19 protein-coding genes are annotated in these 21,377 nt (G+C 72.6%); 14 read left to right on the forward strand and 5 right to left on the reverse strand.

Translation table 11 applies throughout. The annotated features are described in order from the left end of the window. Positions 1-128: 128 nt before the first annotated feature. From ADK64_RS05395 to ADK64_RS05405, 3 genes are all read left to right on the forward strand, one after another. Positions 129-1,346, forward strand: coding sequence for a biotin transporter BioY (locus ADK64_RS05395; protein WP_053655331.1), 1,218 nt, complete (start codon positions 129-131; stop codon positions 1,344-1,346). After that, positions 1,330-1,698 carry a nucleotide pyrophosphohydrolase gene (locus ADK64_RS05400; RefSeq protein WP_053655333.1) on the forward strand — a complete coding sequence of 123 codons (369 nt, stop codon included), beginning with the start codon at positions 1,330-1,332 and terminating at the stop codon, positions 1,696-1,698. Before ADK64_RS05395 ends, ADK64_RS05400 begins: the two co-directional genes overlap by 17 nt. A gap of 166 nt (positions 1,699-1,864) precedes the next feature. Then, a complete protein-coding gene (locus ADK64_RS05405; RefSeq protein ID WP_199829488.1) occupies positions 1,865-2,356 on the forward strand; it encodes a DUF6099 family protein in 492 nt (163 codons plus the stop codon). Between the two features lie 60 nt (positions 2,357-2,416). Here ADK64_RS05405 and ADK64_RS46540 read toward each other — a convergent pair whose 3' ends face one another. Then, complete coding sequence (locus tag ADK64_RS46540) at positions 2,417-2,578, reverse strand: hypothetical protein (RefSeq protein ID WP_199829489.1); 162 nt, start codon at positions 2,576-2,578, stop codon at positions 2,417-2,419. Between the two features lie 237 nt (positions 2,579-2,815). On the opposite strand from ADK64_RS46540, the gene ADK64_RS05410 reads away from it, so the two are divergent. From ADK64_RS05410 to ADK64_RS05430, 5 genes are all read left to right on the forward strand, one after another. Further along, positions 2,816-3,739, forward strand: coding sequence for an LLM class F420-dependent oxidoreductase (locus tag ADK64_RS05410; RefSeq protein ID WP_053655335.1), 924 nt, complete (start codon positions 2,816-2,818; stop codon positions 3,737-3,739). A 146-nt stretch (positions 3,740-3,885) separates the two neighbouring features. Then, on the forward strand, positions 3,886-4,824 hold the full coding sequence (locus ADK64_RS46990) for a CbrC family protein (protein WP_234384466.1): 939 nt from the start codon (positions 3,886-3,888) through the stop codon (positions 4,822-4,824). Between the two features lie 92 nt (positions 4,825-4,916). Then, complete coding sequence (locus tag ADK64_RS05420; protein ID WP_053655337.1) at positions 4,917-5,855, forward strand: hypothetical protein; 939 nt, start codon at positions 4,917-4,919, stop codon at positions 5,853-5,855. 86 nt (positions 5,856-5,941) lie between these two features. Next, on the forward strand, positions 5,942-7,414 hold the full coding sequence (locus ADK64_RS05425) for a 3' terminal RNA ribose 2'-O-methyltransferase Hen1 (RefSeq protein WP_053655338.1): 1,473 nt from the start codon (positions 5,942-5,944) through the stop codon (positions 7,412-7,414). Further along, the gene (locus ADK64_RS05430; protein ID WP_053655340.1) at positions 7,411-10,002 is read left to right on the forward strand and encodes a polynucleotide kinase-phosphatase; all 2,592 of its coding nucleotides are present in this window, start codon (positions 7,411-7,413) and stop codon (positions 10,000-10,002) included. Before ADK64_RS05425 ends, ADK64_RS05430 begins: the two co-directional genes overlap by 4 nt. A gap of 6 nt (positions 10,003-10,008) precedes the next feature. Here ADK64_RS05430 and ADK64_RS05435 read toward each other — a convergent pair whose 3' ends face one another. Together ADK64_RS05435 and ADK64_RS05440 are read right to left on the reverse strand one after the other, a co-directional pair. After that, entirely contained in the window at positions 10,009-10,902 is an 894-nt protein-coding gene (locus tag ADK64_RS05435; protein ID WP_053655342.1) for an NAD(+)/NADH kinase, read from the reverse strand. Next, positions 10,899-12,077 (reverse strand): SPFH domain-containing protein, encoded by a 1,179-nt coding sequence (locus tag ADK64_RS05440; RefSeq protein ID WP_053655343.1) that lies wholly within the window; start codon positions 12,075-12,077, stop codon positions 10,899-10,901. The genes ADK64_RS05435 and ADK64_RS05440 overlap by 4 nt, the downstream gene beginning before the upstream one ends. Positions 12,078-12,262: 185 nt before the next feature. Between ADK64_RS05440 and ADK64_RS05445 the strand changes: the two genes are divergently transcribed. The 3 genes from ADK64_RS05445 to ADK64_RS05455 all read left to right on the forward strand — a co-directional run bounded on the left by ADK64_RS05445 (position 12,263) and on the right by ADK64_RS05455 (position 16,174). Beyond that, positions 12,263-13,486, forward strand: coding sequence for an arginine deiminase (locus ADK64_RS05445; protein ID WP_053655346.1), 1,224 nt, complete (start codon positions 12,263-12,265; stop codon positions 13,484-13,486). 97 nt (positions 13,487-13,583) lie between these two features. Further along, positions 13,584-14,600 (forward strand): ornithine carbamoyltransferase, encoded by a 1,017-nt coding sequence (gene argF, locus ADK64_RS05450; protein ID WP_053655348.1) that lies wholly within the window; start codon positions 13,584-13,586, stop codon positions 14,598-14,600. Positions 14,601-14,716: 116 nt separating this feature from the next. Beyond that, on the forward strand, positions 14,717-16,174 hold the full coding sequence (locus ADK64_RS05455; protein ID WP_053655350.1) for an amino acid permease: 1,458 nt from the start codon (positions 14,717-14,719) through the stop codon (positions 16,172-16,174). Here the strand turns inward: ADK64_RS05455 and ADK64_RS05460 are convergent. Next, on the reverse strand, positions 16,131-16,586 hold the full coding sequence (locus tag ADK64_RS05460; RefSeq protein ID WP_053655351.1) for an ATP-binding protein: 456 nt from the start codon (positions 16,584-16,586) through the stop codon (positions 16,131-16,133). The genes ADK64_RS05455 and ADK64_RS05460 overlap by 44 nt on opposite strands. 297 nt (positions 16,587-16,883) lie before the next feature. Between ADK64_RS05460 and ADK64_RS05465 the strand changes: the two genes are divergently transcribed. From ADK64_RS05465 to ADK64_RS05475, 3 genes are read left to right on the forward strand one after another with little or no spacing between them, the layout of a single operon-like run. Then, the gene (locus ADK64_RS05465; protein ID WP_053655353.1) at positions 16,884-17,711 is read left to right on the forward strand and encodes an enoyl-CoA hydratase family protein; all 828 of its coding nucleotides are present in this window, start codon (positions 16,884-16,886) and stop codon (positions 17,709-17,711) included. Between the two features lies 1 nt (position 17,712). After that, positions 17,713-19,980, forward strand: a complete 2,268-nt coding sequence (locus ADK64_RS05470; protein WP_053655355.1) for a bifunctional salicylyl-CoA 5-hydroxylase/oxidoreductase — start codon at positions 17,713-17,715, stop codon at positions 19,978-19,980. Positions 19,981-20,036: 56 nt separating this feature from the next. Next, a complete protein-coding gene (locus tag ADK64_RS05475) occupies positions 20,037-20,540 on the forward strand; it encodes a hypothetical protein (RefSeq protein ID WP_053655357.1) in 504 nt (167 codons plus the stop codon). Between the two features lie 12 nt (positions 20,541-20,552). Here ADK64_RS05475 and ADK64_RS05480 read toward each other — a convergent pair whose 3' ends face one another. Continuing rightward, positions 20,553-21,365, reverse strand: coding sequence for a PaaX family transcriptional regulator C-terminal domain-containing protein (locus tag ADK64_RS05480; protein ID WP_053655359.1), 813 nt, complete (start codon positions 21,363-21,365; stop codon positions 20,553-20,555). Between the last annotated feature and the right edge of the window lie 12 nt (positions 21,366-21,377).

A 21,377-nucleotide genomic window follows, 5' to 3' on the forward strand; every position in this document is an offset into this window, starting at 1 on the left:
CGAGTGTCGGCTCCTCGGCGTCGGCGGGACGTTCTTCATACCGGCGTCCCTGCGGGTCGTCCCCCGATCGTAGGAAGGTGCGCAGGGCAAAACGGTTCGCCGGTTCGGCGGAGTTCTACGGTCCGCACATGGCCGTGCCTTCCGTGTCCGCCGAGCCGCCGGCGGTCGCCGCGTCCGGCGGGACCGTCCCCGCGCAGTCCCGCGACTCCCGGGACCTTCCCGATGTGCGCGCCCGGATCACCGAGTTGCGGCTGTCGGCCTTCGCCGGACACCGGCGGGCCGGGTTCCGGCTCGGGCCCGTCACCCTGTTCGCCGGGCCCAGCGGAGCGGGGAAGACGACCGCCTTCATGGCGTACGAGGCGCTCGCCCGGCTCGGTGGCGGAGCCCCGCTCGCCGAGGCGTTCCCGGATCCGCTCGCCTGTGTGCCGCAGCGGGCCCGCCCCGACGCCGGGGGACGCCGGGGCTTCCGGATCGGATGCACGGCCGACGGCGTCGGGGGACCGGTCCGGCTCGACCTCGCCGTACAGGCCGAACCCGGCCTCAGGATCGTGGGGGAGCGGCTGACCGCGGGCGGGGTCGTCCTGCTGCAGACCGCTCTGCGCGATCCGTCCCGCCGGACCGTCCAGGCCGCCTGGCACACCGCGGGCTCCGCCCCGGTGACCCGCGCACCGCTGCCCGACGACCACCTCGGCACCGCCCTGCTGCCGCTGCGCGTGGCCGGCAAGACGGACGGGCAGCGGCATGTCCTCGCCGCCGCCGAGCAGATGGTGGTCGCCCTGCGCTCCGTCTTCCCCTGTGACCCCCGGCCCGAGTACATGCGCACGCCCGTCCCCCTCGGCTCCGGCCGGCTGCTGCCGGGCTGCGACAACCTCGCCGACGTGCTGTGGCGCACCCGTGCCGAGTGCGGGCGCCGGCACGGGCTGCTGGTCGAGGCGCTGCGCGCGGGCTGCGCCGGGCCGGTGACCGACCTGATCGCCGAGCCGCTGACCGACGGCACGGTACGGGCGCTGCTCGACCGCGGCGACGGCTTCCGCACCGAGCTGGCCCGGCTCGGCGACGGCGAACTGCGCTATCTGGCCCTGACGTTGGTGCTGCTGACCGGACCCGGCGTGCTGGACATGGACACCCCCGGCGAGGTGCCGGACGCGCTGCGCGCCCTCACCGTCCTGGCCGACGGCTTCGACCGCGGTCTCGACCCGGTCCAGCGCCTCGCACTGCTGCGGATGGCGGCCCGGATGGGCGAGCGCGGGCACATCCGGTGTCTGGGCGCGGTGAGCGACGCCTCATGGGCCACCGGGGCCGAGGGCGTCACAGTGGTACACCTGGACCGTGACGGAACCCCATGACCTGGCCCGACTCCAGCGCAGGCTCGCCGCGTTCGCGGCTGCGCGGAACTGGCAGCCCTACCACACGCCCAAGAACCTCGCCGCGGCCCTCTCCGTGGAGGCCTCCGAACTGGTCGAGATCTTCCAGTGGTTGACCCCGGAGGAGTCCGCGCGCGTGATGGACGACCCCGGCTCCGCACACCGCGTCGAGGACGAGGTCGCCGATGTCCTCGCCTATCTCCTCCAGTTCTGCGCGGCGCTCGGCATCGATCCGCTGACGGCTCTGGCCGCCAAGATCGACCGTAACGAACGGCGTTTTCCGGTCGCCGGGGACGAGGGCGAGGACGAACCGGGTCAACTGCCGGGCCCCTGAACCGCCTTGTCACTCTCCGTGGTCAAATCGGCTGTCGAATCCGAATTGTTGTCCACAAATTTCCGTTCACCTCTGGCTTTTCACCCGACAGACCCTCACTCTGGGTAGTGGAAAAGGGAGTTCAAGCCGATGTGCGAGAAAGCATGTGGAGGGACGGGGGCGACGTATGGATGCGATACGGCTCATCCTCACGAGCAGGCGAGCCCTGGCGAACGGCGCGGACGCAGGCGAAATCATGGCGGAGGTCTGGCAGGCACAGGCCCTGGCCCAGGCGATCGGCAGCCGGCTCGCGGTCTCCGGACCGCCGGAGCTGCGCGGCGAGGCGCTCGGCCTGACGGAACTGGCGGGCCGGGGCTGCGGCGTCCTGGACCCGCCCGAACTCGACCCCGGCGATCTGCGGGCCGCCCAGCTCACCCGGCTGGACGACGCCCGCGAGACCCTGCTCTGCCTCGGGGATCTGCTCGGCGAGGTCGGCATGGCCCTGGTCGGCATGGCGAGCGCCGCCGCCGACGAGACGACGTACTGGCAGTGCATGGAGGCCATCGACGCGGCCGACGAGTCCCGCGACCGCGTCCTGGAGATGCTGCGCAAGCTGGCGGCGCGGGAGGAGGTCTTACCGGACAGCGGAAGCGAGAACAGCCCGTCGGGTGCCTGGTGAGTGTGGCGCCCACAGCCCGTCCGGCTCCCGAGGCCGACCCGCGGAGCGGGGGCGGGCAGCTCAGCCGAGGCCGGCGTCCCGGAGAGGGCTCTGATCGCCCTGGAGATCGGCCAGCTCCGACAGATCCGCGTTCAACGCGGCCATCAGCTCTTCCATCTGCTCCAGCAACCCCTTCGGCCGGTCGGCGCAGCCGCCTTGCTGTGCAGCGGAGTCTTCGGACATGACGGCCTCCTCGGCTCCCGGCCCGGCAGGGCCGACGCGATGACGCGCGACGGCGGCCACCGCCCGGCGCGGGTGCCGGACGGCCCGGCTCCGACGTCCCAACGATCATCACCGGGGCCGGTCACTGGCCCGCACGGCGCCCGGCGCGCCCCACGCCCGATTTTCACCCGACCGGGGACGACGGTGCCTGGCGGTACCGGCGAGGTTGACGCGAGCCGTGGCGTGCAGGATGGGTGTATGGACCTTCGAATCTTCACCGAGCCCCAGCAGGGGGCCACCTACGACACCTTGCTCACCGTGGCGAAAGCCACCGAGGACCTCGGGTTCGACGCATTCTTCCGCTCGGACCACTATCTCCGCATGGGCGGCGCGGACGGTCTGCCCGGCCCCACCGACGCCTGGATCACCCTGGCAGGCCTGGCCCGTGAGACCAAGCGCATCCGCCTCGGCACGCTGATGACGGCCGGCACCTTCCGGCTGCCCGGCGTGCTCGCCATCCAGGTCGCCCAGGTCGACCAGATGTCCGGCGGCCGCGTGGAGCTGGGCCTCGGCGCCGGCTGGTTCGAGGAAGAGCACAAGGCGTACGGCATCCCGTTCCCGAAGGAGAAGTTCGCCCGGCTGGAGGAACAGCTCGCGATCGTCACCGGGCTGTGGGCGACCGAGGCCGGCAAGACCTTCGACTTCCACGGCACGTTCTACGACCTCACCGAGTCGCCCGCGCTGCCCAAGCCCGCCCAGGGCAGGGTCCCGGTGCTCATCGGCGGCCACGGCGCGACCCGTACGCCACGGCTGGCCGCGAAGTACGCCGACGAGTTCAACATCCCCTTCGCCTCGGTCGAGGACAGCGAGCGGCAGTTCGCCCGGGTGCGGGCCGCCGCCGAGCAGGCCGGCCGCGGCGCGGACGACCTGACGTACTCCAACGCGCTCGTGGTCTGCGTCGGCAAGGACGACCAGGAGGTCGCCCGGCGCGCCGCCGCGATCGGCCGTGAGGCGGACGAGCTGAAGGCCAACGGTCTGGCGGGCTCCCCGGCCGAGGTCGTCGACAAGATCGGCCGTTACGCCGAGATCGGCTCCCGCCGCATCTACCTCCAGGTCCTGGACCTGGACGACCTGGACCACCTGGAGCTGATCTCGGCTCAGGTCCAGTCGCAGCTGTCCTAGGCCCCGGCCGGGTCGCAGCCGCCGTGGCACCGGCGGCGCGCGGCTGTGACCCGCAACCTCGGTGAGAGGTCCCTCCCGTGCTCACGGTCGTCTGCGCGAGTCCCGGGGATGCCGTCGCGGGGCCGGTGTGTGGTGGAGTAAGGGACATGGGATCCGGCATCTCCGTTCACGCGTTCCGCGACGGCGACGTCGTGCCGATGGACGCCTCGGCCGTGCGTGAGGTGCTGATGCCGTACGCCCCCTACGACGTTCCCGACGGCGAGCCGGTCGAGTGGGTGCGGGCCGCCGACGGCAGTGACGCCGATGTGTATCTGCATCTCGGGGTGTCGTTCGCCCGGCCGGGCCCCGGCGTTCTGGACATCGTCGCCGAACTGGCCCGCCGTACCGGCGCGGCGATCGTGCTGCTCGGGGACCCGACGGTGATCGTGACCGGTGAGGAGGACCTGCGGCACCTGCCCGGGGAGCTGCGGGCGCGGGCGGTCGTGGTGCCGGCCGCCGCGCTGACCGGGCAGGCGATCGAACAGGTCGTCAGGCCGCGGCCGGAGCCCCGGCGCCGGCCCATGCTGCCGCCGTTCCCCTACCACCCGGACCCGGTGGCCACCGGGTCGGTGACCGCCGCCGACGAGCCGTGCGCCTGCTGCGGGCGCGACCAGGGCTGGATCTACACCGGTCCGGTCCACGGCGAGGACGTACCGGACGGGCGCCTGTGCCCCTACTGCATCGCGTTCGGCACCGCGGCCGAGCGGTTCGGTGTGTTCTTCAACGACGTCGAGGCGGGTCCGATGCCGGACGAGGCGGCCCGCCAGATCTGCGAGCGCACGCCCGGTTTCGCCACCTGGCAGGACTGGGGCTGGCCCGAACACTGCGGCGACGGTGCGGTGTTCCTTGGGGCGGTGGGCGCGAAGCAGCTCAGGAGCCATCCGGACGCGCTCGACCGGCTGCGCCGGGAGTGTGCCGGATGGGGCTGGGCGGCCGGTCCCACGGAGGAGTTCCTCGGGGCGCTCGACAAGGACGGGCAGCCGACCGGATACCTCTTCCGCTGCCGCGTCTGCGGGACCCATCTGGCCCGGGCGGACTTCACCTGAGCTTCGGAGATGTGGGTCGACTGTGCGCTTTCTGTGGCGGAATTGTGGGCTCCGTCACGGCGCCCATGATCGGCTCCTGATCGGATGACCCCGTGCGCAAAGTCCTGCCTCTCGCTCTCGCCGGCCTGTTCGCCGTGTCGGCCTGCCAGTTCGCCGACGGGAACGACACCTCCGGCGAGGCCCACCGGCTCAACGCCATGACGGCGCTCCCGTTGCACGCGTACCTGCCGGACCCCGCCTCGGCCGACGGCAAGGCCGTCAGCAGGGCCCAGTGGATCCTCGCCAAGAAGTGCATGGTGCGGCTCGGTTTCTCCGGCTTCGCGGCGCTCGACACCCGAGGCCTCGAGTCGACCTACCCGGTCCGGCAGGGCACGCTCGGCCTCGGTGGCACGTTGGGCGACGACAGCCCGTACGGCGTGGACGACCCCGACGTGGCGTCCGAGCACGGCTATCACAACCAGGGGCAGGCCGGGTCGGCCCAGGGCCAGGAGTGGCCCGCCGACCAGTACGCCGCCCTCACCGGCGGGTTCGAGTCCGGCGACAGCCACGTCGTCCACGGGCACCGCATCCCCGAAGAAGGCTGCCTGGGCCAGGCGAACCGGACGATCTACGGCCCGCCGCCCAAGGCGGCCAAGATCGACGGCGTGAAGCTCACCGGCTACTACTCGCTCGCCCAACTGCTCTGGTTCCAGTCGCAGAAGGAGGCGCGCAAGGACCCGGCCTGGAAGAAGGCCGACCGTGCGTGGTCGGACTGCATGAAGAAGAAGGGATTCCGCTACACCGATCCGGACAAGGCGTCCGTGGACATCGCCTGGTACCGGACCGAGCGGCCCTCCGACAAGGAGAAGAAGACGGCGGCCGCCGACGCGACGTGCAAGCTCGACACCGGCTACATCCCGTCCGTCCACTCCCTCGAAGCGCGCCGCCAGAACGCCGCCATCGGCAGGAACAAGGCGCAGCTGGACGACCTGCGCACGGCGGAACGGCGGGCCGTGCACCATGCCCAAAGGATCGTCGCCGACGCATCGTGACGGGCACCGGCGCGCGGCCGTAGCAGGGGGCGGGCCGTACCGAAAACTGGTGGTCAACCGGGTGCGAGACCGGAAGAATCGGGCGGGTGTTCCTGACGATCTCGACGCGCGGCGACGCCGCCCACCCGGCCACCGACCTCGGGTTCCTGCTGCACAAGCACCCCGACAAGGCGCAGAAGTTCTCCACGTCCTACGGCACCGCCCATGTCTTCTACCCCGAAGCGGACGCCGGGCGCTGCACGGCCGCGCTGCTGCTGGAGATCGACACGGTCGCGCTGGTCCGGCGGGGCAAGGGCAAGGGGCGGGGCGGTGCGCCCGACGCGGCGCTCGCGCAGTACGTCAACGACCGGCCCTACGCGGCCTCCTCGCTGCTCGCGGTCGCGCTGAGCGGCGTCTTCTCCAGCGCCATGCGCGGGGTGTGCGCCACTCGTCCGGAACTGCCCGGGCAGGCACGGCCGTTGCGCGTCGAGGTGCCCGCGCTGCCCGCGCGCGGCGGCCCCGCCCTCGTGCACCGCCTCTTCGAGCCGCTCGGCTGGAGCGTGAGCGCCGAACCGGTGCCGCTGGACAGTGAGTTCCCCGAGTGGGGCGACTCGCGCTACGTCCGCCTGGTGCTGGAGTCGGACGGGCTGACCCTGGCCGAGGCGCTGCGCCACCTGTACGTCCTGCTGCCGGTCCTGGACGACGCCAAGCACTACTGGGTCTCCTCCGATGAGGTCGACAAGCTGCTGCGGGCGGGCGAGGGCTGGCTGCCCGGGCACCCCGAGCAGCGGCTCATCACCACCCGCTACCTCTCCCGCCGCTGGTCCCTGGCCCGGCAGGCGAGGGAGCGGCTGGAGCTGGTCCGGCTCGCCGAGGCCGACGACAGCGACGTCGGGGAACTGGACAACGCGGTCGCCGAGGAGACGGAGACCGAGCCGAGGCCGACCCCGCTCGCGGTGCAGCGCCGGGAGGCGATCCTCGCCACGCTGCGTGCCCGCGGCGCCTCGCGGGTGCTGGATCTCGGCTGCGGACAGGGCGAGTTGGTGCGGGAGCTGCTGAAGGACGCGCGGTTCACGGAGGTCGTCGGGCTCGACGTGTCCGTGCGGGCGCTCGCCATCGCCGCGCGGCGCCTGAAGCTGGACCGCATGGGGGAGCGCCAGGCGTCCCGGGTCAGGCTCGTGCAGGGCTCGCTCGCCTACACCGACAAGCGCCTCGCGGGCTACGACGCCGCCGTGCTCAGCGAGGTGATCGAGCACCTCGACCTGCCCCGGCTGCCCGCCCTGGAGTACGCGGTGTTCGGCGCCGCCCGCCCCCGCACGGTCCTCGTGACCACCCCGAACGTCGAGTACAACGTCCGCTGGGAGACCCTGCCCGCCGGACACGTCCGGCACGGCGACCACCGCTTCGAGTGGACCCGCGAGGAATTCCGCGCCTGGGCGGCCGACGTGGCCGAACGGCACGGCTACGAAGTGGAGTTCACCGCCGTGGGACCGGACGACCCGGAGGTCGGACCGCCCACCCAGATGGCCGTGTTCACCCTGACCACGACCGAGACCCCGAAGGAGGCGAAGGCCGCATGACCGAGGCCCGCACGGGACGGGCCCTGCCCGTCACCGACCTCTCCCTCGTCGTCCTCGTCGGCGCCTCCGGCTCCGGCAAGTCCACCTTCGCCCGCCGGCACTTCAAACCCACCGAGGTGATCTCCTCCGACTTCTGCCGCGGCCTGGTCTGCGACGACGAGAACGACCAGGGCGCGACCCGGGACGCCTTCGACGTCCTGCACTACATCGCCGGCAAGCGGCTGGCCGCCGGCCGCCGCACGGTCGTGGACGCCACCAGCGTGCAGCAGGACGCCCGCCGGCAGCTGATCGAGCTGGCGAGGAAGCACGACGTGCTGCCCATCGCCATCGTGCTCGACGTGCCCGAGGAGGTGTGCGCCGAGCGCAACGCGGCCCGCACCGACCGCGCCGACATGCCCCGCCGGGTCATCCAGCGGCACATCCGCGAACTGCGCCGCTCCCTGCGGCACCTGGAGCGCGAGGGCTTCCGCAAGGTGCACGTCCTGCGCGGGGTCGAGGAGGCGGAGAGCGCCACCGTCGTCACCGAGAAGCGCTTCAACGACCTGACCCACCTCACCGGCCCCTTCGACATCATCGGCGACGTCCACGGCTGCGCCGCAGAACTGGAGTCGCTGCTCGCGAGGTTGGGCTACACCGACGGCGTGCACCCGGCCGGCCGTACCGCCGTCTTCGTCGGCGACCTGGTCGACCGCGGCCCCGACTCCCCGGGTGTGCTGCGCCGGGTGATGTCCATGGTCGGGTCCGGGAACGCGCTGTGCGTGCCGGGCAACCACGAGAACAAGTACGGGCGTTACCTCAAGGGGCGCAGGGTCCAGCACACGCACGGCCTCGCCGAGACCATCGCGCAGATGGAGGGCGAGAGCGCGGAGTTCGAGGCGGAGGTGCGCCGCTTCCTGGACGGCCTGGTCAGCCACTACGTCCTCGACGGCGGCAAGCTGGTCGTGTGCCACGCCGGCCTGCCCGAGCGGTACCACGGCCGTACCTCCGGCCGGGTCCGCTCGCACGCCCTGTACGGCGACACCACCGGCGAGACCGACGAGTTCGGGCTGCCGGTGCGCTACCCCTGGGCGGAGGACTACCGGGGGCGCGCGGCCGTCGTCTACGGGCACACCCCGGTCCCGGAGGCGACCTGGCTCAACAACACCATCTGCCTGGACACCGGCGCCGTCTTCGGCGGCAAGCTGACCGCGCTGCGCTGGCCGGAGCGCGAGCTGGTGGACGTACCGGCGGAGCGGGTCTGGTACGCGCCCTCCCCCACTCTCGGCTTCGCTCGAGCGGGAGGTACCCCCAGCGCCGAGGCGCCCGGCGGACAGGACGGCCGGCCGCTGGATCTGGCGGACGTGTACGGCCGCAGGGCCGTGGAGACCCGGCACGCCGGCCGGGTCGCGGTGCGCGAGGAGAACGCGGCGGCGGCGCTGGAGGTCATGAGCCGGTTCGCGATCGACCCGCGTCTGCTGCCGTACCTGCCGCCGACCATGGCACCGACGGCGACCTCGCAGGGGGATGCCCGAGGCGGAGCCGCTGATGGACAGTTTCTGGAGCACCCCGTGGAGGCCTTCGCGCAGTACGCGCGGGACGGGGTAGCACGCGTCGTGTGCGAGGAGAAGCACATGGGCTCGCGGGCCGTGGCCCTGGTGTGCCGGGACGCGGCGGCGGCCGCGCGGCGATTCGGTGTGGACGGCCCGACCGGCTCGCTCCACACCCGCACCGGACGGCCCTTCTTCGACGACGAGTCGGTGACGGAGGAGATCCTCGGCCGGCTGCGCTCGGCGATCGCGGAGGCCGGACTGTGGGACGAACTCGCCACCGAATGGCTGCTGTTGGACGCCGAGCTGATGCCGTGGTCGCTGAAGGCCTCCGGTCTGCTGCGCGGCCAGTACGCGGCCGTGGGCGCCGCCTCCGGCGCGGTGTTCCCGGGCGCGCTCGGCGCGCTGGAGGCCGCCGCGGCACGCGGGGTGGACGTCGGCGGCCTGCTGGAGAGGCAGCGCGAACGCGCCTCGGACGCGGCCGCGTTCACGCGCGCCTACCGCCGCTACTGCTGGACCACGGACGGCCTGGACGGCGTACGCCTGGCCCCCTTCCAACTGCTGGCCGTCCAGGGCCGCAGCCTCGCCGCGCTGCCGCACGACCAGCAACTCGCCCTGATCGACCGGCTGGTGGAGCACGACGGCACCGGACTGCTCCGGACGACCAGAAGGCTGTACGTCGACACCGGCGAGGCGGAGTCGGTCCGCGCGGGCGTCGACTGGTGGCTGGAGATGACCGGCCGCGGCGGCGAGGGCATGGTGGTCAAGCCGGTCGGCGCGCTCGTCCGCGACCAGGAGGGCCGACTGGTGCAGCCCGGCATCAAGTGCCGGGGCCGTGAGTACCTGCGGATCATCTACGGCCCCGAGTACACCCGGCCGGACAACCTCGCCCGGCTGCGGCGGCGGTTCCTGAACCACAAGCGGTCCCTCGCCCTGCGCGAGTACGCCCTCGGCCTGGAGGCCCTGGACCGGCTCGCGGACGGGGAGCCGCTGTGGCGGGTGCACGAGGCGGTCTTCGGGGTGCTGGCCCTGGAGTCGGAGCCGGTGGACCCGCGGTTGTGAGGCCGGTCAGCCGACCAGCCTCAGCCGCTGCTCGCACACCCCGACGCGGACCGTCTGGCCCCAGGTCAGCTGGAGCGCGTCCGTCTCGATGCCGTCGCCGAAGGCGATGAGGCGGTCGGACTCGACGGTGACCGTCAGCGCCGCCGAGGACCCGAGTTCGCCGGCCACCAGGCTCGTACCGGTGGCCGGTGACGGCCAGGCCTCGCGGACGAACCACACCAGCCGGTCCTCGGTGGGGGAGGGCAGCGCGATCCGGCTGCCCCGCTCCTGCCACACCGAGCGGAGCCAGCCGGTCGCACCGGTGCCGGTCCCCACCAGCACCCCGGAGGAGGCCTGGGCCTCGACGACACCCCCGTCGTCCTCGAGGCCCAGGCGGTAGCGGGCGGTCTGATGACCGGACGTGCCCAGATAGATCTCGTTGAGCGCCAGCAGCCGCTGGGTGTCGTCGGCGACGGCCTCGACCATGGTGAGTTCGTCCGCCGCGCTGTCCGTCGCCGACGGCAGCAGCCTCGGCGCGTCGTCCGGGCGGTGCCGTACCAGCACACCGGGATTGCGGCCGGGATCGGTGTCGATGCCGATCACCGGCTGACCGGTCAGGTACTTGGCGGCGTTGGCCACCAGCCCGTCCTGCCCGATCACCACGACCACGTCCTCGGGCGCGAACAGGAACCGGTCCAGATCGCCCCGCTCCACCTGTGCCTGCCGCCAGGTCAGCGGCACCGCCGAGATGACCTCGGCCAGCGCGGCGCGGGCGCGGCGGTGGCGTGCGGCGACCTCCTCGATGTCCCGGCCCCGGGAGGCGAGGAAGAACGCGGCCTGGCCGTGCGTGCCGTGCCGGGCCACCAGCTCCTCGTACTCCGTGGTGCGGTGGACCAGCACGGCCCGCGGGGCGAGGCTCACTCGGCCGCCCCCGTACCCAGCCGGGCGAGCAGTCCGGTCAGCACGTCCGGCGAGACGGTCACGCTGTCGATGCGCGGCAGGTTCTCGGCCAGGCGGGTGGCGGTGAGCGCCCGCAGGGTCGTCGCCCCGTCGACGCCGGCCTCGGTGTGCACCCGCAGCCAGGCCGCCTGGGCCTCGGCCCGCGCCTCGCCCAGCTCGCGTGCGCCCTCGGCCTCGGCCCGGGCGACCCGTACGGCCCGCGCGGCCTCGGCGTCGGCCAGCACGGCCGTGCGCGCGGCCTCCGCCTCGGCGAGTTGCCGGGACCGGGCGGCCTCGGCCTCGGTGAGCGTGAGCGAGCGTGCCGCCTCCGCCTCGGCGAGCTTCACCGACCGCTCGGCCTCCGCCTCGGCGAGCAGCACCGAACGTGCCGCCTCCGCCCGGGCGCGCACCGCGTCCGCCGCGGCCGCCTCCTCGGCCTCGCGGCGGGCGTTGGTGCCCCGCTGCTCGACCAACTGCTCCTCGCGCCGGGCGAGTTCGATCTGGCTGGACAGCTCGTTCTCGGCGATGGTGCGCTCCCGCTCGACCGCCACGGCCCGCCGCTCGTAGGTCGCGCGGTCGGCCTCCTGCTGGATCTGTTCCCGGGCCGGGGTGCGCAGGGCCCGCTCGACCTCCGGTTCCGGCCGCAGCGCCATCACACGGACCGCGACGACCTCGATGCCGGTCGCCGGCAGCCGCGGTTCGGCGCCGAGCCCCGACGCGATGCGCTCGCGCACGGCCCGCACCCCGTCCGCCAGTGCCGCCGCGAGCGGGGTGCGGGCCAGGACGTCCAGCGCGTGCTGCTGCGCGGTCTCGGTGAGCAGGGTGCCCAGCTGCTCCAGCGGGGTGCCGCGCCAGGCGCCGGTGTCCGGGTCGATGGAGAAGTCCAGGCGGGCGGCGGCCACGGCCGGGTCGGCGACGCGGTAGGTGACCGTCGCCTGCACGGACACGTCCTGGAAGTCGGCGGTCCTGGCGTGGAAGGTCATGGCCAACTCCCGGTCGTCGACCGGGATTTCGGAGATCGCCGAGGTCAGTGCGCGGAACCAGAAGCTGAGCCCCGGCCCGTCGTGCAGCAGCTTCTCGCCGCGGTGGTGCCGGATGTGCGCCGTCGGTGCGCCGCGCAGGTGGCGCCCGCCCAGGCGCCGCGTGATGTCGGCCATGGAACCCCCCTCGTTCTGCGGACCCGTTGTCAGGACCCGCGTGTCGGCCTGTTGTTCCGGCTCCGTTTTTCGTCATCACGACGATAAGTGAAGGTTCCGCTTCTCGTCAATAGGACGAGAACAGGAAGGGGCGGGAAACGGCCGACAAGGGCGTGAAGGCGGTCGAGTGCGGCCAGGATGGAGGCATGACATACCGTGTCGACTCCGAGGCCGGGCGGCTGCGCCGCGTGATCCTGCACCGGCCCGACCTCGAGCTCAAAAGGCTCACCCCCAGCAACAAGGACGCCCTCCTCTTCGACGACGTCCTGTGGGTGCGCCGGGCGCGTGCCGAGCACGACGGGTTCGCCGACGTCCTGCGTGACCGCGGAGTCGTCGTCCACCTCTTCGGCGACCTGCTCACCGAGACCCTGGAACTGCCCGAAGCCCGCGCCCTCGTGCTCGACCGGGTCTTCCACGAGAAGGAGTACGGTCCCCTCGCCGCCGACCATCTGCGCGCCGCCTTCGCGGGCCTGCCCGCGCGGGAGCTGGCCGAGGCGCTGGTGGGCGGCATGACCAAGCGGGAGTTTCTCCAGGCGCACCCGGAGCCGGCGTCCGTCCGCTTCCATGTGATGGACCTCGACGACTTCCTCCTCGGCCCCCTTCCCAACCACCTGTTCACCCGCGACACCTCCGCCTGGGTCTACGACGGGGTCGCCATCAACGCCATGCGGCTGCCCGCCCGGCAGCGCGAGACCGTCCACTTCGAGGCGATCTACCGGCATCACCCGCTCTTCCGTGCCGAAACGTTCCACTTCTGGTCCCAGGGGCAGTCCGACCACCCCTCCACCATCGAGGGCGGCGACGTCCTGGTGATCGGCAACGGTGCCGTCCTGATCGGCATGAGCGAGCGCACCACGCCGCAGGCCGTGGAGATGCTCGCTTCCCGGCTCTTCGCGGCCGGCTCGGCGCGCACGATCGTCGCGCTCGACATGCCCAAGCGGCGCGCCTTCATGCACCTCGACACCGTGATGACCATGGTCGACGGCGACACGTTCACCCAGTACGCCGGCCTCGGCATGCTGCGCTCGTACACCATCGAGCCGGGCGTCGGTGACCGGGAGCTGAAGGTCACCGACCATCCGCCGGAGCACATGCACCGCGCCATCGCCGCCGCCCTCGGCCTCGGCGAGATCCGGGTGCTGACCGCCACCCAGGACGTGCACGCCGCCGAGCGCGAGCAGTGGGACGACGGCTGCAACGTGCTCGCCGTCGAGCCCGGCGTCGTCGTCGCCTACGAACGGAACGTGACCACCAACACGCATCTGCGCAAGCAGGGCATCGAGGTGATCGAGATCCCAGGCAGTGAACTGGGGCGGGGGCGGGGCGGCCCGCGGTGCATGAGCTGCCCCGTGGAGCGGGACCCCGTGTGAGCGGTGTGACCGAACGGACCCCGTGCGGCCGTATAGAAATTCTGGTCTTCGTATAGAATTCCAGTGTTCCTGTCCCCAGTACCCCCGGAGCGCCCCCATGGCGACAGTCCCGACCGCCCTCGCCGGCCGCCACTTCCTCAAGGAGCTCGACTTCACCGCGCAGGAGTTCCGCGGCCTGGTCGAGCTGGCAGCCGAGCTGAAGGCCGCCAAGAAGGCGGGGACCGAGACGCCGTACCTGCGGGGCAGGAACATCGCGCTGGTCTTCGAGAAGACCTCGACGCGCACCCGCTGCGCGTTCGAGGTCGCCGCCGCCGACCAGGGTGCCCGCACGGTCTATCTCGACCCCTCCGCCTCCCAGATCGGGCACAAGGAGTCCGTGAAGGACACCGCGCGGGTGCTCGGCCGGATGTTCGACGCCATCGAGTACCGCGGCGACAGCCAGGACAAGGTCGAGGAGCTGGCCGCGTACGCCGGCGTGCCCGTCTACAACGGCCTCACGGACGACTGGCACCCCACCCAGATGCTCGCCGACGTGCTCACCATGACCGAGCACAGTGCCAAGCCGCTCACCGCGACCGCCTTCGCCTACCTCGGCGACGCCCGCTTCAACATGGGCAACTCCTATCTGATCACCGGCGCGCTGCTCGGCATGGACGTGCGCATCGTCGCGCCGCGGGCCTACTGGCCCGCCGAGGAGATCGTCGCCCGGGCCCGCGAGCTGGCCGCGGGCAGCGGGGCCGTCGTCACCCTCACCGAGGACGTCACCGAGGGCGTCCGCGGGGCGGACTTCGTCGCGACCGACGTCTGGGTCTCCATGGGCGAGCCCAAGAACGTCTGGGCCGAGCGGATCAAGGCCCTCGCGCCGTACGCGGTGACCATGGACGTCCTGCGTGCGACGGACAACCCGGACGTGAGGTTCCTGCACTGCCTGCCCGCCTTCCACGACCTCGGCACGGCGGTGGGCCAGGAGATCCACGAGACCCATGGCCTGACCTCCCTGGAGGTCACCGACGAGGTCTTCGAGTCCGCCCACTCGGTCGTCTTCGACGAGGCCGAGAACCGTCTGCACACCATCAAGGCGGTGCTGATCGCCACACTCGCGCCGCGACCGTAGTCCACCGTCCCCACCAGGCCTTATCCTGACCGGCGGCCTCGGATCCACCCCCTTCCGAGGCCGTCGCCGCGGCCCTACGACGGTCGCCCGCACCACCAGAAACGAGCACCACCCGCATGCCCGCTCCCCGCATCAAGTCCCCGCACCTGCTCGTCGCCGAATCCGGTGCCGACCGCGAGGGCCACGGCCTGAAGCGCACGATGGGCCTCTTCCAGCTCATCTGCTTCGGCGTCGGCGCCATCGTCGGCACCGGCATCTTCGTCGGCCTGTCCGACTCCGTCGCCCAGGCCGGTCCGGCCGTCGTCGTCTCCTTCGTCCTCGCCGCGATCACCTGTGTCTTCACCGCCTTCTCCTTCGCGGAGCTGGGCGGCGCGATCCCGGTCTCCGGGTCCTCGTACTCCTTCGCCTACGCCGGGCTCGGCGAGTCCACCGCCTTCCTGGTCGGCTGGTGCCTGCTGCTGGAGTACGGCATCTCGATCTCGGCCGTCGCGGTCGGCTGGAGCCAGTACGTCAACGAGCTGCTGCACAGCCTCACCGGCGTCCAGCTCCCGGCCGCGCTGTCCGCCGGCCCCGGTGACGGCGGGATCATCAACCTGCCCGCCGTGATCGTCATCGCGATGGCGTCCTTGCTGCTGGTGCGGGGCGTGCGCGAGAGCGCCCGGGCGACGGCCGCCATGGCCGCGGTCAAGCTCGTCATCCTGCTCGCCTTCTGTGCCGTCGGCTACAGCGCCTTCAAGCACGGCAACCTCACCCCGTTCTCGCCGGCCGGCCTCGGCGGCATCGGCGCGGGCACCACCGCCGCGTTCTTCTCCTACATCGGCTTCGACGCGATCACCACGGCCGGTGAGGAGGCGAAGAACCCGCGCCGGGACATCCCGGTCGCGATCATGGTCTGCATGGGCCTGGTCACCCTGCTGTACTGCGCGGTCGCGCTCGCCGCGATCGGTGCCATCGGCGGCGACCAGGTCGCCGGCCGCCCCGCCGCGCTGTCGTACGTGGTCAACGAGGTCACCGGCTCGACCGTCGGTGGCGCGGTGATCGCCTTCGGCGCGGTCGTCGCCATCGCCTCGGTCGTCCTCGCGGTGATGTACGGCCAGACCCGCATCCTGATGTCGATGTCCCGCGACGGCCTGATCCCGCGCGTCTTCGAGAAGGTCAACCCGAAGACCTCCACCCCCGTCGCCGGCACCCTGATCGTCGCGGTCGTCTTCGCACTCCCGGCGGCCTTCGCCTCCCTGGACGCCGTGATGAACCTGTGCACCATCGGCACGCTCGCGATCATGGCGGTCGTCAACATCGTGGTGATCGCCCTGCGCCGCCGCGAACCGGGCCTCACCCGCAGCTTCCGCGTCCCGCTCTACCCGGTGGTCCCGCTGCTCGGCGTCGCCTTCTGCCTGTACCTGATCTACGAGACGGGCTGGCAGACCTGGCTCCAGTTCGCGGGCTTCCTCGCCGCCGGCCTGCTGGTCTACGTCGCCTACGGCCGCCGGCACTCCACGCTGGCCCGCCCCGCCGCCGAGACGTCTCCGCTCACGCCGAGCGCCGCCGCTGAGCGGGAACCGCAGGCAGTCTGAACCACACCGCCTTGCCCGACGGGGTGGGGCGGTGCCCGCAGGACGAGCTGAGGGCGCGGATCAGCAGCAGCCCGCGGCCGTCCTCCTGCCAGGGGTCGGGCACCTCGATCACGGGGCGGGTCAGGTGGCCGGGCGGCGCCGGGTCCGCGTCGTGCACCTCGACCTGGCAGCCGGTCGGCAGCAGCTCCACCACCAGCTCTATCGGGCCGCGCCCGGCGGTGTGCTCCACCGCGTTGGCCACCAGCTCGGCCGTGAGCAGCTCCGCGGTGTCGCTGCAAGCCGTGTGCTCCACCTCGGCGAGAGCCGTCCGGACCAGGGCGCGCGCCACCGGCACCGCCGCGGTGGTGTGCGGCAGCGCGATGCGCCAGGAGGCCGATTCGGCGGGGCGTTCGTGCACGGTGAGTCCGTTCATGGAGCAGGCTGTCCTGCTTTCGACTGTAGGAATGGTACGGGCCCCGGCCCCAGGGGCCGTGGACCGGGTTTCGCCCGGGACCTTCGGCCCCGGCAGCAGTCGGTCTACCCCGCCGAACGCCCCGCCTCGCACGCCGGTGCCCACTGTTACGGCCCTGTCGCCGACCGGTGACGCAGCGGACGGACCCCGCCCGATCGGCGTACAGCTGTCGCGCACTCGTGACGACAGTCACAAATGAGTGATAACTTCGGGGGACAGAGCAACGTACGGCACCGCCGACCCAGGAGGCCGCACGTCATGAGTCCCTTCACCGGCTCCGCCGCCCGCACCTCGGACTGGGAGCATCTGCGCGTCCATCTCGCCGACGGCGTCGCCACGGTCACCCTCGCCCGCCCCGACAAACTCAACGCCCTCACCTTCGGCGGCTACGCCGACCTGCGCGATCTGCTCGCCGAGCTGTCCCGGGAGCGCGCCGTGCGCGCCCTGGTGCTGGCCGGCGAGGGCCGCGGCTTCTGCTCCGGCGGTGACGTGGACGAGATCATCGGCGCCACCCTCGCCATGGACACCGCCCAGCTGCTCGACTTCAACCGGATGACCGGCCAGGTCGTGCGGGCGATCCGGGAGTGCCCGTTCCCGGTGGTCGCCGCCCTGCACGGGGTGGCGGCGGGCGCGGGAGCGGTGCTCGCCCTCGCGGCCGACTTCCGCGTGGCGGACCCCTCGGCCCGCTTCGCCTTCCTCTTCACCCGCGTCGGCCTGTCCGGCGGTGACATGGGCGCGGCCTATCTGCTGCCCCGGGTCGTCGGCCTCGGCCACGCCACCCGTCTGCTCATGCTGGGCGAGGCGGTCCGCGCCCCCGAGGCCGAGCGCATCGGCCTGATCAGCGAGCTGACCGAGGAAGGCCGGGCGGACGAGGCGGCCCAGCGGCTGGCCCGCCGGCTGGCCGACGGCCCGGCCCTGGCCCACGCCCAGACGAAGGCTCTGCTGACCGCCGAGCTGGACATGCCACTGGCCGCGTCGATCGAGCTGGACGCCTCGACCCAGGCCCTGCTGATGAACGGCGAGGACTACGCCGAGTTCCACGCGGCCTTCACGGAGAAGCGCCCGCCGAAGTGGCAGGGGAGGTGACATGAAGGTCGCCGTCATCGGTGGAGGCCCCGGTGGCCTGTACGCCGCCGCCCTGCTCAAACGCCTCGACCCGACCCGCGAGATCACCCTGTGGGAGCGCAACGCCCCCGACGACACCTTCGGCTTCGGCGTGGTCCTCTCCGACGAGACCCTCGGCGGCATCGAACACGCCGACCCCGTGGTCCACGAGGCCCTGCAGCGGGACTTCGTCCGCTGGGACGACATCGACATCGTGCACCGGGGCACCACGCACCGCTCCGGAGGACACGGTTTCGCGGCCCTGGGCAGGCGCCGCCTCCTGGAGATCCTGCACGAGCGCTGCCGCGCCCTCGGCGTGGACATCCGTTTCCGCACCGAGGCCCCGCCGCCGGACGTGCTGTCGGCGGAGTACGACCTCGTCGTCGCCGCCGACGGTGTGCACAGCACCACCCGCGACGCCTACGCCCATGTGTTCCGCCCCCATGTGGACGCACACCACTGCCGCTATATCTGGCTCGCCGCGGACTTCCCCTTCGACGCCTTCCGCTTCGAGATCGCCGAGACCGAGCACGGCGTGATGCAGCTGCACGGCTACCCCTACGCGGCCGACTCCTCCACCGTGATCGTCGAGATGCGCGAGGAGGTGTGGCGGGCGGCGGGATTCGAGGAACTGGACGCGCCGGAGTCCGTCGAGCGCTGCGCCAAGATCTTCGCCGAGGCGCTGCGCGGCCGCCCCCTGCGCTCCAACAAGTCGGCCTGGACGACCTTCCGTACGGTGGTCAACGACCGCTGGTCGCACGGCAACGTCGTCCTGCTCGGCGACGCCGCCCACACCGCGCACTTCTCCATCGGCTCCGGCACCAAACTCGCCGTGGAGGACGCGCTGGCGCTGGCCGCCTGCCTCGAGGAGCAACCGGACGTGCCGGGCGCGTTGGCCGCCTACGAGGAGGAGCGCAGGCCCGTCGTCGCCTCCACCCAGCGGGCCGCCCGGGCGAGCCTGGAGTGGTTCGAGGACCTGCGGCTCCATCTCGGCCAGCCGTCCCGCCAGTTCGCCTTCAACCTGCTCACCCGCAGCCGCCGGGTCACCCACGACAACCTCCGGCTGCGCGACGCCCGCTTCACCGACGCCGTCGAGCGCGAGTTCGGCTGCCCGCCCGGTACGCCCCCGATGTTCACCCCGTTCCGGCTGCGCGGTCTGACCCTGCGCAACCGGGTCGTCGTCTCGCCGATGGACATGTACTCGGCCACCGACGGCGTCCCCGGCGACTTCCACCTCGTCCACCTCGGCGCCCGGGCTCTCGGCGGGGCCGGTCTCGTCATGACCGAGATGGTGTGCGTGAGCGCGGAGGGCCGGATCACCCCGGGCTGCGCCGGTCTCTACACCGGCCGGCAGGCCGAGGCGTGGCGGCGGGTCACCGGCTTCGTGCACGCGCAGGCCCCCGGCACCGCGATCGGCGTCCAGCTCGGCCACTCGGGCCGCAAGGGCTCCACGAAGCTGATGTGGGAGGGCATCGACGAGCCGCTGCCCGAGGGCAACTGGCCGCTCGTCGCCGCCTCCCCGCTGCCGTACAAGCCCGGCAGCCAGACCCCGTGCGAGCTGTCACGGGCCCAGCTGACCGATGTCCGCGAGCAGTTCACGGCCGCCGCCTGGCGGGCCGCGCGGGCCGGGTTCGACCTGCTCGAACTGCACTGCGCGCACGGCTATCTGCTCTCCGGCTTCCTCTCCCCGCTCACGAACCGGCGCACCGACGCCTACGGCGGCTCGCCGGCGAAGCGGCTCCGGTTCCCGCTGGAGGTCTTCGACGCCGTCCGCGCGGTGTGGCCGGCCGAGCGGCCCATGACGGTCCGCATCTCCGCCACGGACTGGGCCGAGGGCGGTACGACCGCCGAGGACGCGGTCGGCATCGCCCGGGCCTTCGCCGCGCACGGCGCCGACGCGATCGACGTCTCCACCGGGCAGGTCGTGGCCGAGGAGCGACCGGAGTACGGGCGGTCGTACCAGACACCGTTCGCCGACCGGATCCGGCACGAGACGGGCGTCCCGGTGATCGCGGTGGGCGCGATCTCCTCGTGGGACGACGTCAACTCCCTGATCCTCGCCGGACGCACGGACCTGTGCGCGCTGGCCCGCCCGCATCTGTACGACCCGCACTGGACCCTGCACGCGGCGGCCGAGCAGGGCTACGACGGCCCGGGGGCCGGCTGGCCCGCGCCGTACCGGGCCGGCAGCCGCCGCCCGCAGACCGGCCGCACGGACGCCCCGAAGCCCCGGCTGACCCTCGATCGCTGACGTGTCAGTGCTGTCTGCTCTACTCGGAGGGGAGAGGCGAGGCGGACGGAGACATCATGGGTGTGCTGTACGACTACTTCCACGCCGCCGACCGGCGAACGGCGGTGGAGCGGGCCATCGGGCCGGACGGTGACTGGCTGAGCGAGGCGAGGCCGCGGGAGGCCGGCGCGGGCTGGCTGGAGACGAAGCACACGGACCCGGACGTGGTGGTGGCCAAGCTGGTCGTCTTCGCCGAGGGCATACCCTCCGGCGGCGCGGACCGGCCCGAACTGGTCTGGCCCGACCCGGACGAGGTGCCGTACGTGCAGGGGACGATGCCCGCGGCCGGTACCGCCTGGGACTCCGGGATGACCCTACGGGAACTGCCCGACGCCTGGCGGGACGCCCTCGCCGGTGTGGTGGAGGACGCGCTGCCGATGCTCGCGCTCCAGTGGTGGGACATCGAGGAGCTGGACTTCGCCGACTACCGGCACGCCGAGGGGACCGTTCGCGACTTCGTCGGCCTGGCCCGCCGGGCCCGGACGGCCGGGGAGCACCTGTACTGCCGGACGATCGTCTGACCAGGCGCCGGATCACACCCCGGCGAACCGGGCCCCCGTGTCCCGCAGCCGCGCGTGCAGCCCGCGGAAGACCTCCGCCGAGCGCACGCCCGGCCAGCCCGCGGGCAGCAGGTGGGTGGGCAGCCCGGGGTCGGTGTAGGGCAGATGGCGCCAGGAGTCGAGGGCGAGGAGGTAGTCGCGGTAGGCCTCCGCGGGCGGGGTGCCCGGGCGGTGCTCCCAGGCGTGCAGCGCCGGGGCGTGCGCGTCGAGGAAGCGCTCGTGCTCCTTGGCGATCGCGGTCAGGTCCCACCACCGGGCGACCGCCTCGGCCGTCGCCGCGAAGCCCAGGTGCTCGCCGCGGAAGAAGTCGACGTACGGGTCCAGGTGCAGCCGGCGCAGGGTGTGTTCCGTCTCGTCGTACAGCCGGGCCGGGGCGATCCACACCCCGGGGGCCGCCGTGCCGAAGCCCAGGCCGGACAGCCGGGAGCGCAGCACGTGCCGCTTCTGCCGCTCGGACTCGGGCACGGAGAAGACCGCCAGCACCCAGCCCTCGTCCTCGGGGGGTGCCGTCGCGTAGATACGGCGGTCGCCGTCGTCCAGCAACTGCCGTGCCTCCGCGGAGAGTTCATAACCGGCCGCGCCGTCGTCCGTGCGGGCCGGCACCAGCAGGCCGCGCCGTTTGAGCCGGGACACCGAAGAACGCACGGAGGGCGCGTCCACGCCGACCGCGGCCAGCAGTCTGATCAGCTCCGCGACGGGCACGGGGCCGGGCATGAAGCGGCCGTACGCGCCGTAGAGCGTGACGATGAGGGACCGGGGGGCGTGCTGCTCGGACACGTTGATCATTTTAGGTCTTCG

Origin of the sequence: Streptomyces sp. MMG1121 (assembly GCF_001280015.1) — a bacterium.
In the GTDB taxonomy this organism is placed as follows: Bacteria; Actinomycetota; Actinomycetes; order Streptomycetales; family Streptomycetaceae; genus Streptomyces.

Coding starts and splice junctions, on each gene's coding strand:
- ADK64_RS05395 (WP_053655331.1), top strand. CDS start 129: ATGGCCGTGCCTTCCGTGTCCGCCGAGCCGCCGGCGGTCGCCGCGTCC.
- ADK64_RS05405 (WP_199829488.1), top strand. CDS start 1,865: ATGGATGCGATACGGCTCATCCTCACGAGCAGGCGAGCCCTGGCGAAC.
- ADK64_RS46540 (WP_199829489.1), bottom strand. CDS start 2,578: ATGTCCGAAGACTCCGCTGCACAGCAAGGCGGCTGCGCCGACCGGCCG.
- ADK64_RS05410 (WP_053655335.1), top strand. CDS start 2,816: ATGGACCTTCGAATCTTCACCGAGCCCCAGCAGGGGGCCACCTACGAC.
- ADK64_RS46990 (WP_234384466.1), top strand. CDS start 3,886: ATGGGATCCGGCATCTCCGTTCACGCGTTCCGCGACGGCGACGTCGTG.
- ADK64_RS05430 (WP_053655340.1), top strand. CDS start 7,411: ATGACCGAGGCCCGCACGGGACGGGCCCTGCCCGTCACCGACCTCTCC.
- ADK64_RS05440 (WP_053655343.1), bottom strand. CDS start 12,077: ATGGCCGACATCACGCGGCGCCTGGGCGGGCGCCACCTGCGCGGCGCA.
- ADK64_RS05445 (WP_053655346.1), top strand. CDS start 12,263: ATGACATACCGTGTCGACTCCGAGGCCGGGCGGCTGCGCCGCGTGATC.
- argF (WP_053655348.1), top strand. CDS start 13,584: ATGGCGACAGTCCCGACCGCCCTCGCCGGCCGCCACTTCCTCAAGGAG.
- ADK64_RS05455 (WP_053655350.1), top strand. CDS start 14,717: ATGCCCGCTCCCCGCATCAAGTCCCCGCACCTGCTCGTCGCCGAATCC.
- ADK64_RS05460 (WP_053655351.1), bottom strand. CDS start 16,586: ATGAACGGACTCACCGTGCACGAACGCCCCGCCGAATCGGCCTCCTGG.
- ADK64_RS05465 (WP_053655353.1), top strand. CDS start 16,884: ATGAGTCCCTTCACCGGCTCCGCCGCCCGCACCTCGGACTGGGAGCAT.
- ADK64_RS05470 (WP_053655355.1), top strand. CDS start 17,713: ATGAAGGTCGCCGTCATCGGTGGAGGCCCCGGTGGCCTGTACGCCGCC.
- ADK64_RS05475 (WP_053655357.1), top strand. CDS start 20,037: ATGGGTGTGCTGTACGACTACTTCCACGCCGCCGACCGGCGAACGGCG.
- ADK64_RS05480 (WP_053655359.1), bottom strand. CDS start 21,365: ATGATCAACGTGTCCGAGCAGCACGCCCCCCGGTCCCTCATCGTCACG.